15 protein-coding genes and 1 pseudogene are annotated in these 16,254 nt (G+C 51.7%); 3 read left to right on the forward strand and 13 right to left on the reverse strand.

The window, feature by feature from the left end; genetic code table 11:
- Positions 1–120 precede the first annotated feature (120 nt).
- Genes AC3ISQ_RS17070 through phoB form a run of 3 tightly spaced genes read right to left on the reverse strand, consistent with a single transcriptional unit; the run spans position 121 to position 3,109 of the window.
- Entirely contained in the window at positions 121–1,059 is a 939-nt protein-coding gene (locus tag AC3ISQ_RS17070; protein WP_489348414.1) for a PstS family phosphate ABC transporter substrate-binding protein, read from the reverse strand.
- Positions 1,060–1,075: 16 nt separating this feature from the next.
- On the reverse strand, positions 1,076–2,392 hold the full coding sequence (gene phoR, locus AC3ISQ_RS17075) for a phosphate regulon sensor histidine kinase PhoR (RefSeq protein ID WP_489348416.1): 1,317 nt from the start codon (positions 2,390–2,392) through the stop codon (positions 1,076–1,078).
- 27 nt (positions 2,393–2,419) lie between these two features.
- Positions 2,420–3,109: a phosphate response regulator transcription factor PhoB gene (gene phoB / locus AC3ISQ_RS17080; protein WP_489348417.1), complete on the reverse strand. Its 690-nt coding sequence runs from the start codon at positions 3,107–3,109 to the stop codon at positions 2,420–2,422.
- A gap of 224 nt (positions 3,110–3,333) precedes the next feature.
- Between phoB and sbcD the strand changes: the two genes are divergently transcribed.
- The 3 genes from sbcD to AC3ISQ_RS17095 all read left to right on the forward strand — a co-directional run bounded on the left by sbcD (position 3,334) and on the right by AC3ISQ_RS17095 (position 8,291).
- Complete coding sequence (sbcD, locus tag AC3ISQ_RS17085; RefSeq protein WP_489348419.1) at positions 3,334–4,566, forward strand: exonuclease subunit SbcD; 1,233 nt, start codon at positions 3,334–3,336, stop codon at positions 4,564–4,566.
- Positions 4,563–7,808: an exonuclease subunit SbcC gene (sbcC, locus tag AC3ISQ_RS17090; protein WP_489348421.1), complete on the forward strand. Its 3,246-nt coding sequence runs from the start codon at positions 4,563–4,565 to the stop codon at positions 7,806–7,808. Before sbcD ends, sbcC begins: the two co-directional genes overlap by 4 nt.
- Before the next feature lie 87 nt (positions 7,809–7,895).
- Positions 7,896–8,291, forward strand: a complete 396-nt coding sequence (locus AC3ISQ_RS17095) for a VOC family protein (protein ID WP_489348423.1) — start codon at positions 7,896–7,898, stop codon at positions 8,289–8,291.
- A gap of 120 nt (positions 8,292–8,411) precedes the next feature.
- Here the strand turns inward: AC3ISQ_RS17095 and AC3ISQ_RS17100 are convergent, their stop codons facing one another.
- From AC3ISQ_RS17100 to AC3ISQ_RS17145, 10 genes and pseudogenes are all read right to left on the reverse strand, one after another.
- Entirely contained in the window at positions 8,412–8,687 is a 276-nt protein-coding gene (locus AC3ISQ_RS17100) for a type II toxin-antitoxin system RelE/ParE family toxin (protein WP_489348425.1), read from the reverse strand.
- A 3-nt stretch (positions 8,688–8,690) separates the two neighbouring features.
- A complete protein-coding gene (locus AC3ISQ_RS17105) occupies positions 8,691–8,939 on the reverse strand; it encodes a CopG family ribbon-helix-helix protein (RefSeq protein ID WP_489353353.1) in 249 nt (82 codons plus the stop codon).
- A gap of 76 nt (positions 8,940–9,015) precedes the next feature.
- A pseudogene (locus AC3ISQ_RS17110) lies at positions 9,016–9,261 on the reverse strand (DUF4942 domain-containing protein); the annotation flags it as partial.
- Between the two features lie 252 nt (positions 9,262–9,513).
- Complete coding sequence (locus AC3ISQ_RS17115; protein WP_489348427.1) at positions 9,514–10,350, reverse strand: DUF4942 domain-containing protein; 837 nt, start codon at positions 10,348–10,350, stop codon at positions 9,514–9,516.
- Between the two features lie 113 nt (positions 10,351–10,463).
- The gene (locus AC3ISQ_RS17120) at positions 10,464–10,784 is read right to left on the reverse strand and encodes a TA system toxin CbtA family protein (RefSeq protein WP_489348428.1); all 321 of its coding nucleotides are present in this window, start codon (positions 10,782–10,784) and stop codon (positions 10,464–10,466) included.
- Positions 10,785–10,862: 78 nt separating this feature from the next.
- The gene (locus AC3ISQ_RS17125) at positions 10,863–11,186 is read right to left on the reverse strand and encodes a type IV toxin-antitoxin system YeeU family antitoxin (RefSeq protein WP_489353355.1); all 324 of its coding nucleotides are present in this window, start codon (positions 11,184–11,186) and stop codon (positions 10,863–10,865) included.
- Positions 11,187–11,199: 13 nt separating this feature from the next.
- On the reverse strand, positions 11,200–11,679 hold the full coding sequence (locus tag AC3ISQ_RS17130; RefSeq protein ID WP_489348430.1) for a JAB domain-containing protein: 480 nt from the start codon (positions 11,677–11,679) through the stop codon (positions 11,200–11,202).
- An 11-nt stretch (positions 11,680–11,690) separates the two neighbouring features.
- Positions 11,691–12,155, reverse strand: coding sequence for an antirestriction protein (locus AC3ISQ_RS17135; protein ID WP_489348432.1), 465 nt, complete (start codon positions 12,153–12,155; stop codon positions 11,691–11,693).
- 188 nt (positions 12,156–12,343) lie between these two features.
- Positions 12,344–15,484, reverse strand: a complete 3,141-nt coding sequence (locus AC3ISQ_RS17140; RefSeq protein WP_489348434.1) for an AIDA repeat-containing protein — start codon at positions 15,482–15,484, stop codon at positions 12,344–12,346.
- A gap of 70 nt (positions 15,485–15,554) precedes the next feature.
- Positions 15,555–16,241, reverse strand: coding sequence for a helix-turn-helix transcriptional regulator (locus AC3ISQ_RS17145; protein ID WP_489348436.1), 687 nt, complete (start codon positions 16,239–16,241; stop codon positions 15,555–15,557).
- Between the last annotated feature and the right edge of the window lie 13 nt (positions 16,242–16,254).

Raw genomic sequence — 16,254 nt, forward strand, 5'->3', positions numbered from 1 at the left:
ATTTGTATGTTTTTTGCACCACAAACTCACAAAGTGTGAAATTAACCGGCATAAAATGCACGAAAAAGCCGAACAGAACGGAGTTATTGCGTACGATATTCATTATCAGAAAAACATTGCCTACTCCAATCCCAAGGTTTTTCGGGTTTTAGCCAAAGTATCAGGCGGCAAAGGCAGATAGCCATCGTGGTTGACCAATCTCTGCCCTTCAGCAGAAAGCACTTGGTCGAGGAAGGCGGCAGTGAGAGGTTCTAACGGCTGATTCGGTGCTTTGTTGATGTAGATGTACAGATAGCGCGACAGCGGATAACTGCCGTTGCGCACATTGCTTTCATTAGGCGTGACATAGTGATTACCCGTCGCGGCTAATGGCAATAGCCGCACACCGCTGGCGCGAAAACCGATGCTGGCATAACCCATGCTATTGAGCGAGCCCGCTACCGCTTGAACGACTGAAGCGGACCCCGGCAACTCATTGACCTTAGAGATAAAATCACCACCACACAGTGCACGCAGTTTGAAATAACCGTAAGTGCCAGAGGCCGAATTACGACCGAAGCGCTGGATCGAGCGCTGTGCCCAGCTTCCCTGTAAGCCCAACGCGCCCCAATTATCCAATTGTTGATTCTCACCACAGCGACGAGTGGCTGAAAATATTTGATCGAGCTGATGCAGGTTCAATCCACGCAGCGGGTTGTCTTGATGCACTAAAACCACCAGCGCATCAACCGCTACCGGCACCGCCATCGGGGCATAGCCATAACGATGTTCGAAAGCTGACACTTCGGCAGCTTTCATTGGGCGGCTCATCGGCCCAAGTTGCGCAGCCCCCGCAGCCAATGCGGTTGGTGCCGTCGAGGAACCCGCAGCTTGAATTTGTAAGTTAACGTTGGGGTAATGCTGACTAAAATCCCTGCCCCACAACGCCATCAGGTTCGCCAAAGTGTCAGAACCGACACTCGACAGATTGCCCGACAGCATGCCATCCGGTTGCGCCAGCACGCCACGGCTCAATAGTAGCGCCAGACAAAGCAACAATCCTTGAGTCAATCGGGTCATACCAGCATCTCGCGTGTTAATTTTTCACCGCATTCTCTGACAAAGGTGCAGGAACAATCAACCGTGCAGGCAAGGTAAAGATAAAGCGAGTGCCGATCCCCGGTTCACTGAGGATTTCTAAGCGCGCATCATGATGGCTTAACGCATGTTTGACGATCGCCAGCCCCAATCCGCTGCCCCCCGTCTGGCGTGAGCGGGCTTTATCAACACGATAGAAACGCTCGGTCAAACGAGGAATATGTTCGGCGGCAATGCCCGGCCCATTATCACTGACCTGGAACTGCGCGCCCTGCAGCGTTTGTTGCCAACTCACTTCGATATTGGTGCCGTTTGGTGTGTGGTTGACGGCGTTATACACCAGATTGGAAACTGCGCTGCGCAACTGATCCTCATTACCAAATACCTTGAGGTTTTCATTCACGCGGAAAGTAATCTCGTGTTGACCATTGCTGAGTGATTGCGCCTCCGGCTGCAACAACCGCAGCATTAATGGAATATCCACCTGCTCGTGCATTTCGAGTAGCGGTGCAGCTTCAATGCGCGATAACGTAAGCAATTGTTTTACCAAACCATCCATGCGTTTGGTTTGTTCCTGCATGGTGCCCAGCGCCTTACCGCGTAACGAGCCGTCTATTTCTTCATCCAGCATCATTTCCAAATAACCTTGCAACACCGTTAACGGCGTGCGCAGCTCATGGCTCACGTTGGCAAAGAAATTACGCCGCGTCCCTTCCAGTTGGCGCATCTGCGTTACGTCACGCGCCACCATCAACAACTGCCCTTCGGAATACGGCATCACGCGAAATTCGACATAATGATCGTTATTCAGTTGTAAGTTCAATGGTTTGGAAAATTCGCGCTGTTGCAGATAATGACTGAATTCCGGGTAACGCAGTAGGTTAAGGATATGCTGACCATTATCCTCCGGCCACCGGAACCCCAACAGATGCTGCGCCAGCCCGTTACACCAGAAAATATTACCGTCCTCGGTGGTCATGATCACCGCATCGGGCAGTGATTCAGCGCCACTGCGGAACCGCTTGATCAACAACGCCAACTCACGCCGCCGCCGCCGATTACGTTGCTGCATCTGGTACAAACCGTAAAACAAGGGTTCCCAGCTCCAACGGCCGGGAGGTGGTGTCATGCTGCGATCGACCCACAACCAATAAGACAGTTTCATTTGGTTATAGAAATTCCACACCAACGCCGCCAGTGTAGAAACCAAGAGGAACCAAGGTAGATAACCAAAAATCAGCCCGAGCAGAATGGCGGGCAAACAGAAAAGGGCCAGCTCCAAGGCCAGCCTCTTCCAGGATAAGCGTTCTAGCACGGCATTTTCTCCAGCGCGTTGCTGCTATCAGTAACGCGTTGAGAACCGATAGCCGGTGCCTCGAACGGTTTGAACCATCTTGTCATGACCACTGGTCTCCAGCGCCTTACGCAACCGGCGAATGTGCACGTCAACGGTACGGTCTTCCACATAAACGTTAGTGCCCCAAACGTGATTAAGCAACTGCTCGCGGCTATATACACGCTCAGGATGGGTCATAAAGAAGTGCAACAGTTTGAACTCGGTCGGCCCCATATCTAGCGCCTGTTCATTCGCCATCACGCGATGCGAAGAAGGATCTAAGCTCAATCCTTGCATTTCAATCACTTCTTCTACTGCCATCGGTGAAATACGGCGCATCACCGCTTTAATACGCGCTACCAGCTCTTTGGGTGAGAAAGGCTTGGTAATGTAATCATCCGCCCCGACTTCCAACCCACGCACTCGGTCTTCTTCTTCACCGCGTGCGGTCAGCATCATCACCGGGATCTCGCGGGTCAGTGCTTCACGTTTCATGTGTTTAATAAACTGAATACCGGAGCCGCCGGGTAACATCCAGTCGAGTAACACTAAATCAGGGAACGGCTCAGACAGGCGCGTTACGGCACTGTCATAATCTTCGGCTTCCAACGGTTGGTAACCATTTTGTTCCAACACAAAACACACCATCTCACGGATAGGCGCTTCGTCTTCCACCACCAGTATGCGTCTTGCCATCGTCAATCCTGCCAATGTGTTAGCGATCTAGGTTGATTACGGGCGCCATTATGCGTCAGTTTTGTGACAGATTTATGAAGAAAATAGCTCGATCGTGACCGATGTTCCTAGCGAATATTACCCCAGTCTAAGAAAAATCATCCTACCGTCATCATCAATGCGCCACGACAGCAATGACTTACCGCTTTATAATCATCGGCATTCTGTGGTTGCCCGAGACTATCATGAAAGTCATCCATACTTCCGACTGGCACCTTGGCCAGTACTTTTTCACCAAAAGCCGCGCCGCCGAACATCAAGCTTTTATCAACTGGCTGATTGCGCAGGTGGAACAGCAACAGGTGGATGTGTTGATCATCGCAGGGGATCTGTTCGATACCGGTTCACCACCGAGCTACGCTCGCGAACTGTACAACCGCTTTGTGGTGGAGTTACAGCGCACCGGCTGCCAGTTAGTGGTGTTAGGCGGTAACCACGATTCCGTCGCCACCCTGAATGAATCGCGTGAATTACTCTCTTGTCTGAATACCACCGTGATTGCCAACGCGCAGGAACAGCTCGAAAAACAAATTCTGGTATTAAATCAGTTGGATGGAAAACCGGGGGCGGTACTGTGCGCCATTCCATTCCTGCGACCACGCGATCTACTGACTAGCCGCGCCGGGGAATCGGGCACGCAGAAACAGCAAGCACTACAAGAAGCCATCGCCGAGCATTATCAGATGTTGTATCAAGCCGCCTGCGCCCGTCGCGATGCGTTAGGGTTGCTGCTGCCGATCATTGCTACCGGGCATTTGACCACCGTTGGCGTCACCACTTCCGACTCGGTACGCGATATTTATATTGGCACCCTCGATGCCTTCCCGGCGCAGGCGTTCCCACCAGCCGATTACATCGCTCTTGGGCATATTCACCGCGCACAGAAAGTCGCTAAATCAGAACATATCCGCTACAGCGGCTCGCCGATCCCATTGAGTTTCGATGAGCTAGGCAGCGCTAAAAGCGTGTATTTGGTCGAGTTCTCACCAAGCGAGTTACAACGGGTCACGCCATTGGAGGTTCCTCAGTTTCAACCGATGCAGTTGATCAAAGGTGATTTACAGCAGATCGAGCAACAATTGCAGCAGTTCGCCGATTATCATGGCGAGTTGCCAGTGTGGCTGGATATTGAAGTCGCAACCCAAGACTACCTCAGCGATATCCAACGCCGCATTCAGCTATTGGCTGACGAGTTACCGGTGGAAGTGGTGCTACTGCGCCGCAGCAAAGAGCAACGCCGTCAGGTGATCGCCCAGCAAGATAAAGAAACGCTGAACGAACTCAGCGTGGAGGAAGTGTTCGAGCGTCGGTTGGCGCTGGAATCGGAGATCCCTCCTGAGCGCCAGCAACGGATGCGGCAAATGTTCCAACAAGTGGTAGAAAACGTACAGCAAAATGACGAGGAGCCAATGGCATGAAGATTTTGAGCCTACGGTTAAAAAACCTGAACTCCTTACAAGGTGAATGGAAAATAGACTTCACCGCTGAACCTTTCGCCAGCAATGGTTTATTCGCCATCACCGGCCCGACTGGTGCCGGAAAAACCACGCTGCTAGATGCTATCTGTCTCGCGTTGTATCACGAGACGCCGCGCTTGAACGTCACCCCAAGCCAAAACGAGTTAATGACGCGCCATACGGCGGAATCACTGGCTGAAGTTGAATTCGAAGTTAAAGGGGTGGGTTATCGCGCTTTTTGGAGCCAGCGCCGCGCCAAAGGTGATGCCGAAGGCAACCTGCAAGCGCCCAAAGTAGAACTAGCACTATTGGAAGACGGCAAAATCTTGGCGGATAAAGTGCGCGATAAGTTAGAAATAATCGCCACCATTACCGGGTTGGATTTCGGCCGTTTTACCAAATCGATGATGCTGTCGCAGGGACAGTTCGCCGCTTTTCTTAACGCCAACGCCAACGATCGTGCCGAACTGCTGGAAGAACTGACCGGTACCGAGATTTACGGTCTGTTGTCTGAGCGCGTTTTCGAACAGCATAAACAAGCCAAAATCGATCTGGATACCTTGCACAGTCGCGCCAGCGGTATTGAGTTATTGAATGACGAACAACGTCAGCAACTGACACAACAATTGGCCGAGATTGGCCTTCAAGAGCAAGAACTTAACCAACAAGTGCAACAACGTCAGCAAGACGTACAATGGTTGCAGCAATGGCAGATCGCACAACAAAAACAGCAGGAATATCAGCAACAGCAAACCGCCGTACTGCAAGAGCTCGCCCAAGCCGAACCTCAGTTACAACAACTGGCGCTTAGCGAACCGGCAGAAAAATTGCGCCCGCTACTTAACGAACGTCAACGCTGCCAGCAAGAAAATCAGGCGTTACAACAGCAGATTAGCCAACTCACGCAGCAACAAGAGCAACAACAGGCACAAGCTGTACCGTTACAACAGACGTTAGAACAAGCGCAGAAAGCACGGCTGGCTCAGATTGAATATCAACAGCAGCAACAAAAACTGATCGAGGAGCAGGTGCAACCGCTCGATCAACAAATCAATCAGTTGCAGCAAAAGCGGGCCGAAACGCAAAAGTCCCATGACGATAATCAGCGTAAATGGCAGGAAGAAACGCGTGTATTGCAGCAGATCGAAGCCGAACGCACCCAATTAACGACACAGACTGAACAACATCAAACACAAATAACGGCTCTGAATGCAGCGCTGGACCAACAGGTTCAGCAACAGACGGCATTAGAAACTCAACATCCGTTAACCACTTTGCGTGCTCGTCAGGCTGAACTGACGGCATTACGCCCGACTCGCCAACAGTTACTCACCCTTTCCACCTTGTTCCAACAGGGTCAGCAGCGTCTTGAACAACAACGTTTGGAGTTTAACGGGCGGCAAAAGCAACTGGCTGAAATGGATGTTCAGCTCGATAGCTTCCGCCAGCAGTTTAAACAGCAAAGTGCTCACCTAGCCGATGTTGAAAAACTGTTCCGCCAAGAACAGTTGATAGTCAAATTGGAAGCCGAACGTGCCCATTTACAACCCGGCGAACCTTGCCCGCTCTGTGGTTCAACGCAACATCCGGCGATCGAACAGTATCAAGCCGTACAGCTCTCTGACACCGAAAAACGCCTGAATGAAATGCGTGCGCAAAAGGATAAGTTACAGACTCAAGGCACCGAGTTACGTGCCCGTAGTGAGCACCTAAAAGAGCAACAACAACGCCAACAAGTCGCGCTGGAACAGGAAGAGTTGCAGCAAAACAAACAGCGGCAACAGTGGCAAACCCTCAGTGCCCCGCTAGCTTTCGATTTCCAACTGCAAGACAGTGAACGTCTACAACACTGGTTGGAAACTTGCGATAACGAAGAACAACAGAATCAACAACTTCTGCTGCAACATGAGCAAACCGCACAGGCCGTGCAAAGAGCTAAAGACGCACAGGTTGCACTGCAACAACAGCAACAAAAAGCCCAACAAGATCTGGCCTTGTTGAACGAGCGTTTCAGCCTGCTGCAAAAAAGCCATACCGAAACACAGGACCAACTTGAGCACCTGCAACAACAATTGCAAACGGCTGAAAAACAGCTCGCGGAATTACGCAATCAACGCTTGGCATTGTTTGGCGAACAGCAAGTGGCTCAGGTGCGAGAACAGCTACGACAACAACAGATCGCCAGCGAACAAGCATTGCAGCAAGCCAGCGAACTTTGGCAAAAAGCGCAAGAACAGCGCGAACGACTGGCTGGTCAACTCGCCAGTTTGCAACAGCAGCAGCAACAGTCCACCGAACGCGCGCAGCAGGCCGAAAACCAATGGCAACAGGCACTGGCAACCAGCGAGTTTGACGACGAAAACGCCTTCAGCACCGCATTACTGAGCGACGAACAACGGCAACAGTTGCGGCAACTGAAAGAACGACTACAACAACGTCAGGTTCAGGTAAATACTTTGCTGATGCAGTCTGAACAGACACTGGCACAACATCTACAAAATCGCCCCGCTCATTTAATAGAAAACGCAGATACCGAAGCGCTGACCAATGCCTTAGCGGAACTGACGCAAAACTTGAAAAACCTGCAATTGCGCCAAGGTGAACTCAATAACCAACTCACTAGCGACAGTGAACGTCGCCGCAACCAACAGACGTTATTCGAGCAAATCAGCCAAAGCCAGCAGCAATACGACGACTGGAGCACTCTCAATCAGTTAATCGGCTCTAAAGAAGGCGATAAATTCCGCAAATTCGCCCAAGGCCTGACGCTCGATCATTTGGTGTTTTTAGCCAACAACCAACTCGGCAAACTGCATGGCCGCTACCTGTTACAACGCAAAACCAGCGACGCATTGGAGTTACAAGTGGTAGATACCTGGCAAGCCGATGCCCTGCGCGATACCCGCACTTTGTCCGGCGGAGAGAGTTTCTTGGTGAGTTTGGCGCTGGCATTAGCGTTGTCTGATTTGGTTAGCCACAAAACCAGCATCGACTCCCTGTTCCTCGACGAAGGTTTCGGAACGCTAGACGCAGAAACGCTGGACACGGCGCTGGATGCACTTGATAGCCTGAATGCCTCGGGTAAAACCATCGGCGTGATTAGCCATGTGGAAGCGATGAAAGACCGTATCCCGGTGCAAATTAAGGTGAAAAAGGTTAATGGGCTGGGCGTGAGCCGGCTGGATGAGGGGTTTAGGGTTTGAGGCGTTCGGATTGGCACTTGCGCCAAGTACGACTAAAATTCCACACAACCATCTAGCAGACTAAAAATCTGACCAAAGGAACTGAAATTGAGAACGCAAAAAAGATGTATGGGATATGTGGCTATTGTCGTCGATGATTATGATCGCGCCATTGAGTATTACACACAGAAATTGGGATTTACCCTTGTGGAAGATACACCACAACCGGGGAAAAGATGGGTAGTTGTCACACCAAATACCGAAAGTGACTGCAACTTACTCCTTGCTAAGGCTTCAAACGAAAAACAAGAAACATTCATCGGTAATCAATGCGGTGGACGGGTTTTCCTTTTCCTGCAAACAGACGATTTCTGGCGCGATTACAATGCGATGAAAGGAGCTGGCGTACATTTCTGCGAAGAACCTCGTCAGGAGGAATATGGAATGGTTGTTGTGTTTGAAGATATTTATGGCAATCGCTGGGATTTATATCAGAACGTGTGATGGATGGATTGAATTTTGTCGAAGACCGGACTCGTATTTTACTGGAATGATACAGAATTTCTAACACTCCCGTAAAAAACACAAAAATGCGTTTTACTCCGCGAATAAACCGAGCACTCTTCATCGTTCCTCTTTCGTATGCCAGAGATCTACAATGTAGATGTCGTTGTCACGGAGTTCGTAGTGAACTTCATAGTCATCGAATAACACTTTTCGAACTTCCCGAGGTTCGTATCGAGTCTGTTGTACGCCAATTGCCGGGTGCGCCGTAAGGCCAGCGCTGCCGATTATCAATCGGTCTAAAACGTCATCGGCGTGTTGCTGGCTGTACTGAAGGGCAAAGCGGTAAATACGCTCTAGATCATCCTGAGCTTTAAGCGTCCAGTAAATTTCCATTTATCAGGTTTTCTTTAAACGATTAGCGAAATCTACCATGTCTGAGTGATTTACCACTCGGCCCGCATCTACATCGGCAAGACCAGCTAGGATACTCTGGTGACGCCGTTCTCTTTCAGCCAGCATACTGGTCAACGCTTCCTTAATAATCCAGCTTTTAGAACGATCCAACTCAATAGCAAGATTTTCAACGGCGGCGGCCAACTCAACTGGGATCTGTGCGCTGATGGTTTGTTTAGTAAGCGAACCCATAGGAATTACCTCGTTTAATAACATTTAATAACTCCTATTAAGCTTAACATGAAAGTGCTTATAAAAACATCACATCTCATTTCGCAGGTAACATTCCCGGATAGTGCTTCGCCACGATATCGTTCATCTTCTCGACCAGATCAAGCCGTTTAAACGTGATGTGTCCACTCCCCTTCTGGAAATAGCGAATGGTAAAGAAGTCGTCCTCAAACACCGGCTCACGCGGGTTATCGCGAATAAAATCCATAAACCGGATGGAAACATCGTGCCGGTTGTCGGGAATGGTTTTGCCATCCAGCAGACACAACATTCTTTCCAGATTTGTAGTGGATCACAAAAAAGACGTCAGTAGACGTCGATTTTGTACTATTTGGTGCGAAGGCCGGACTCGTCAAATAAACCTAACCATCTGAATTACATAAATATATAATCAGTAAATAATGCTTTGTATACTTACTTGTATACTCAATCAATTTCAATTAACAAACATTAAAAATCAACGAGTTAGCACTATTATTATATTCCTAGTTTTAAGCCATTCTTACCACCAAAGAGCCTATTTAAAATGGTCGCATCACCTGGGTTTAGCTAACATTCCTGGATAGTGTTTAGCGATGATATCGTTCATCATCTCAATCAACTCTTGGCGCTTAAAGGTCAAGTGCGCAGTGCCCTTTTGAAAATAACGAATGCTAAAGAACTCATCCTCGTAAACATCCTTAGCCGGGTTATCCCGAATATGCTCCATCAATCGAGTAGTAACATCGCCACGGTTGTCAGGTATCGGTTTACCATCAAGAAGAAATAGCATTCGCTCCAGATCCGCCAGTTGATCCCGGCGCCAGCCCCAGTTCAGACTAAATCCCCATCGATTATGACTCACCAAGTTATTGATAATGATTTTCTTACCGAAGCTACAGGGACTATTAGTTTTGTAATCCCACGACAGACCTTTGAACACGTTAATGATGCCACGTTCAAAGACATCCATTTTGTTCAGATGCAACTGCTCAAAGGTACTGAGAATATTCACCTCGCTGATAGCAGGAAGATCGCCCTCCTCCAGGTTCTTATGCCATTGGTCGCGAGCTTGTGCATCCATCAGGGCCATCATGCCGGATTTCAACATCAAATCGCGCCAAATACTGCGGTCAATATTGCGGGTGACGGCAGGGATCGCTTTATCCACCTTTTCAGTCAGCCAACTATCGTAGCGGTGCCCAGGTTTCATCGCCCAGTCTTGTGCAGTACCACCCCCAACTTCTGAGGTTAACCGTGAAATGGCATCAAGCTGCTGGATGAGCTGTTCAATCTGCTGCAGTGCTGCATCGCGGCCAAAGACTACTCGTTCGATACTGGTCGAACAGATGAGTTCATTGTGTTCCGTTAATACATCGGATTCTGTTTGCATCGTCAATCGTCCATAAAAGCAAACACGCCTGCCGGGAGTGGCAGGCGCATTATGCGATGAATAAAAAGGGTGGAAAGTGCTGAGGTAAAAATCAGGAATGAGGCTCGAAGAATTTACGTATTCATTAATCCGGTAGCTCGCCTTGCTCTGAGAATATCGGTAGCGGTCAGGAATGGCGTCTGCTCCTGCCAGGTGAATCCCTTGCGGTCGGTGCGTACCAGTTCATAGCGTTCCACCAGAAAATTCACCGCATCAGCCAGTGTTATTCCCGCTTCAATATGTTCCTGAATGGCCGCGTCCTCATGGAATGGCGTGTCGTTGAGTGTCAGGCTGTAATGGTGCTCCAGCAGATACGTTAAAAGTTGCTGCCAGATCTGCACGGGCGACAGGCGTGACGAAACCGGCAACGTGGCCGGTACAGTTGAGGTTTGCATGAGTGGAGTCTCTTAATAAAGGAGGAAAAGGTTTGAAGGATTACGATGCAGGGATAAAGCTAAAGATCAGTCTTTAACCTATTTTGAGGGATAAATTGCGATATATACATACCCATGACTGCCCAACGTATCGGCTTCACAGGTCAACCCATTACGGTACAGCGTGACGCAATGCGCGTACCGGGGGTTCAGTTCACAGGAGAGCAGCATCAGCTCCAGATGTGCGACAAAATGAGGGAAGGCTTCATCCAGTTGTAGGACCTGTACCTCACTGAACATACCGGTGAATCCTGCCCGGTCTGCCAGAAAATGCAGACGATTACCTTCCTGCACCAGCCGTGCTCCGAAGCATGACGTGATATCTCGTTTAAGACCCCAGGTTTGGGTAGTGTCTTTATTCATCATTTTATTCCTGTTAAAGAAGACCATGTTCGGCGAATGAGAATATTTGCCTGCAGCCGACAATCAGGTGGTCGGGTACCCGGATTTCCACCAGCATCAGCGCCTTTACCAGTCGTTGGGTAATGGTTTTGTCAGCCTGGCTAGGGTTTACCTCCCCGGAAGGGTGGTTATGGGCAAATATCACTGCCGCTGCGTTAAAGTACAGCGCGCGTTTCACCACCTCGCGAGGATGAACTTCAGTGTGACTGAGGGTGCCGGTAAAGAGTGTTTCGTGAGCCAGCAGCTGGTTCTGGTTATTGAGGTAAAGCACGATAAATTCCTCGCGCTCAAGGGGACCCATCTTCAGCATGAGCCAGTCGCGAGCCGCTTGTGTGGAGGTGAAGGCCACCCCCGGCTCACGCAGATGGTGGTCAAGCAGACTCAGGGCGCGTTTAATGGTGCGCTGTGAGGTCAACGGTAGTTCTGGCGTAAACAAGGTCAGTTGTTTCTCCATAGCAAAACTCCTTAATCGATGATGGCGAGAATGGTGTGGGATTCGGGATGGCTAAGGGCGTAATCCCTCAGTCGGTAGTAATGCTCTGTCATGGCGTCGCATTCGGTACGACAGGCGTGATGGCTGTACTCAATCAGGCAGATGGCAATGCCTGCGGCTTCCGCACTCATTTCTGCGCCATTGCCATTCATGTTGTTGAGCAGCCTCCATTTCTCGTCATCCACATCTTCGGGTGCCATAAATACACCACCGTTGCTGAGTGTATGGAAATGCCAGATGCCACCGCTATAGTCTTCACAGAAGCGGTCCATCCAGCCAAAGATACGGGTCTCGATAAAAATCCACTGAGGAATACGCCCGAAGTGCAGCGGCCAGAAATCCAGGCGCTGTTCATCGGGTACCTGGCTGGCAGTAATGGCACTGACCTTATGAGCATCAGCAATCGGTGTGTGGGTAGTATCAGTTTGTGTGGTCATGGTTTTGCTCCGTAATAAAAAAGCCAGCCGGTAAGGGCTGGCATGATGTAGTTGATAAGAAGCGGGATAAAGCGGGTGAGTCTAAAGACAGGAAACGGTGTGGGGATTGAATGCAAAAAGCCCCTGCGGTGAGAGCAACAGGGGCCTGAAGTGGTTATGTGATGCCCGTCACTGGGGCAGATGCGTTATCAGAAAGCGACTTTCAACGTTGCCTGGCCGTTGTAACCATCAGCACTGTTACCGTTGATGCTGCGGGTATAGCCACCCTGTACACCCAGCGTCACGTTCTGGCGGACCCGCGCCTCAATACCGGCCTGCAGGTCGGCGGAGGTACCATCCTGAGACGGGGTGAAGCTGACATTGCTGCCTGCTGTCGCGGTGCCCATGCTCATATCGCCCTCTGAGCTGAAGGTACGGATAACAGAAGGACGTACCCACCAGTTCACCGGCAACTCGCTGACGCTGTGCTTCATGCTGTCAGCAAAGCCTGCGACTGTAGAGGTCCCTTTACCGAAGTCCATTTCAGATGAACTGCCGAAACGAATACCAGCGCGGACATGCTGTGCACTGCCGTCGCCAAAGTTCACGTAGCCGCCGTTATCATGACCGTTATCCAGAGACAGCCCCTGCCAGACGTACTGCAGTTGTGGCTCCAGTACCAGCCCCTGACTGATGTCAAACGGCAGACCGGTTTCCAGTGAGGCGAGCCAGCCGGTGCCCCGGGTGTCGAAACGGTTGTCATGGGATCTGGCCTTCAGGCTGTGACGGGAGCCCTGTGCCACCACATCGCCCCACAGCCCGCTGGTATCATGAAACGCCGTCAGGTAACCCCCGAGACTGTACACCGTGTCGCGTACGGAGCCTGCCGCAGAGCGGTCATCGTTTTTCACATCCACCAGCGACTTGCCTGCTGCACCATACAGGCCACTGGTCAGGGAGAGTGAGCCGGTATCATGTTTCAGCAGGTCACCACCGAGCTGAATAAAGCCGTAGCTGCCGCTGCTTTCCGGCGTGTCGCCCTGTGCAATGCCGCCGTTACCGTCATGCCCGGTATGCCCGCCCTGAATACGTCCCCAGAGCCCCTGATCGCTCACCGCACTGCTGCGCTGGCTGTATGTCCCGGCCAGTGCCCGGTCGTAATCCATGCTCTGCGCAAACACAGAGGCGTAAAGTGCCACTTCGGCACGGTAGCCGGCTTCGCTGGAGAGATACCAGTTTTCATCGGCACTGCCGTGGTTCAGGGTGTAGTTATACGCCCCGGCCTGCAATTTACGGCCCAGTGCAAAAGCTCCGGCATCCGTGGTCGCCCCGTTAATTGCATCCACTACTTTGATACCGTTGCCGGTGGTCGCAAGGCCCAGCCCGGCATCACCGGTGTTGGTGAAGTTCAGCCAGGTTTTACCGGTTGCCGTACCGCCGTCAATCACCAGCATATCGGTCGGGAAAGTCGGGTCATCAAGGCGAATGGACAGGTTGATTGTGCCATTGCGGCCCGTCAGATTCGTCACCGTCAGCGTTTCAGGGACAAAGTGACTGCCTGTGGCTGGCGTAAAGCTGATGGTTCCGGCACTATCCAGGTTGTCGAGCACCGATTTCACCGCCGCACCACGCTGAATATTCCAGCTTGCTCCACTGTCGAGTGAGACATCAGTCGGGTCAATTGCCCCGTTCATGACCGAGTTACCAGAGAGACGTACCTGCGTGCCGGACTGTGCGATGATATCGCTGTTGATGATGGCATTATTCAGCACCAGCGTACCCTGATTCAGGGTCACCTGTGACTGGGACAACATGCCGTTACTGACCGTCAGGGTGCCCTCGCCCTCCTTGAGTAGCTGACCGTCACCGCTCACCGAACCACTGATGGCCGCGTTACCGTTGCTGAAGTGCAGTTGCCCGTTGTTGGTAGCATTCCCCGTCAGCGACGCACCGTCTTTAAAGGTGGTGGTGCCGGTAAGTGTGCCGCCCTGCGCCACATTCAGCGTACTGCCCGCCCCTACGGTGGTGTTATCCGCACTGCCGTTGCCCAGGACGGAAAACTGGCTGCCATTATCGAGACGCAGGTTGCTGGCTTTGCCGGTTGCCGCATCAATTCCGAATACGCCGGAAACGTTCGTGCCACTGACCGTTGCGCCAGTATCGGCAATCAGCACGCCGCCGCTATTCATGATGATATTCTCTGCCTTACCGCCGGAGGAGACAGCCAGAATACCGCCCTGATTGACCGTAGTGGTATCGGCACTGCCGTTGCCCAGTACATCAAGACGCCCGCCGTTTTCCAGCAACACGTTAGTGGCGCTCGCGGTCGCCGCATCCACGCTGAAGTTACTCAGACTGTTCGTCCCGGACACGGTGGCAGCGGTACTGGTGACAAGTTTCCCACCAGCATTCATGGTGACATCGGTGGCGGTGCCCCCGGCGTTAACCTGTAGCTTACCGCTGTTATTTACTGTGGTGTGGTCCGCTGTCGCGCCGTCTTTTACCACCTGCCAGCCGTTGGCATTAATCACCGTATCCGATGCCGTGGCACCGGAATGGACGTACTGATTCCCGCCATCCAGTCGGGTATGTTGTGCATGACCATGCACACTCTGGTCGCCCCCGGCTTTAATGACCGTACCGGTCGCAATACCGCCCGCCGCAATAATCTGCCGACCATTGATATTAATGGTGGTATCAGTTGCGGTACCGGCAACCCACTGACCATCATCGTTCTCCGCATCCGGGCCACCCTGTGCCCCGGTATTCACCACACTACCGGATGTCTGTGCCCCGGCTTTTACCAGCTGAGCCCCGTCTTTATTAATGATCGTGCCGGAGGTAATACCGCCGCTGTGTACCCACTGCGTACCGCCGTCAAGCGTGGTATCTGAGGCCTGACCATGCACACTCTGACCACCACCACTATTAACTGTGGTTTCTGTGGCGCTGCCGCCTGCCAGTATGCCCTGCAACCCGTTATCGTTAACGGTGGTCTGGTTTGCCACGCCACCTGGCTGTACAAACTGGCCCCCGATATTCGCTTCGTCATCCTCACCGTGTTCCAGACCGGTATTAATGATTGTGTTATTCGCTACACCAGAAACCAGCTGGGTGTCATGGTTACTGATAACGGCATTGTTCACCACGTCTCCGGCAGCGATAATGCTGGTATTGCCCGGAGGACCATCAGCCAGCACAGCAGGGCTTGCCAGCAACCCGGCGACAGCCAGTGCCAGCACCGCACCGCTGCGTTTTCCTTTTGCTTTCGCCAGCTCAGAGACCACAACAAATGCGCCCAGAACTTCATTCCATACCAGCCGGTAGCTGGTGTTCAGGTTTTGCTTCATCGTATTAACCTTATTAAATAAAGAATAAAAAAGACCCACATCCGCAAAACGGATGTGGGTCGGTGAAAAATCAGGGTAGAGACAGGGACTTCAGGGACTGTTGAATACAGCGAAAATGTGGCAGGGCCCGGATGAAACCCTCATCCTCCACCAGTCGGTAAAGTCGCCTATTACGGGTGAACGTTTCTTTCGTGGGCTGGATGGTATGAATTTCATCCAGGGTGAATACCGCCGGGTGCCCATGATGTTCCGCAACCAGGTACCATGTGCCATCTTTTGCAATCAGCCGATAAGGAGCCAGCCGTTCACAACGCAGTCCGTCAGCCAGCAGCGTCACGCGCTGGCAGGTGGTGATAGCTTTTATCAGGCGATAAAAAGACAGCGAGGCAGAAGTGGAAATGCCACTGGTACTGTCTCCGGTCAGGCAGGGTACGTCATCACAGGCCAGCAGCAGGCTCACCAGACGGCGATCGAGACCGGGAAATAAACCCGCCATTCCCGTGCGATGGGCAAAGGTCAGTACATCCAGCTCTGCCTGTCCGCCCCCGCTACCGGCTCGTAGACGGTAACAACCGTTGTGGCATTCGAGATCCAGATACATCAGCCGTTCGCGAAAATCCCGGTACAGGGTACGTGCGGATACACCAAACTCTGCGGTCAGTCTGCGCATATCTAACGTTTCACCCGCGACAAGGCGACTGATAATCAGCGACAGTCTGATCGCCAGCCTGTCGTGGCGGCGCTCTGTCTGTGTCATTATCATTTCTCCA

It is taken from the genome of Serratia sp. KH_031 (assembly GCF_057839655.1).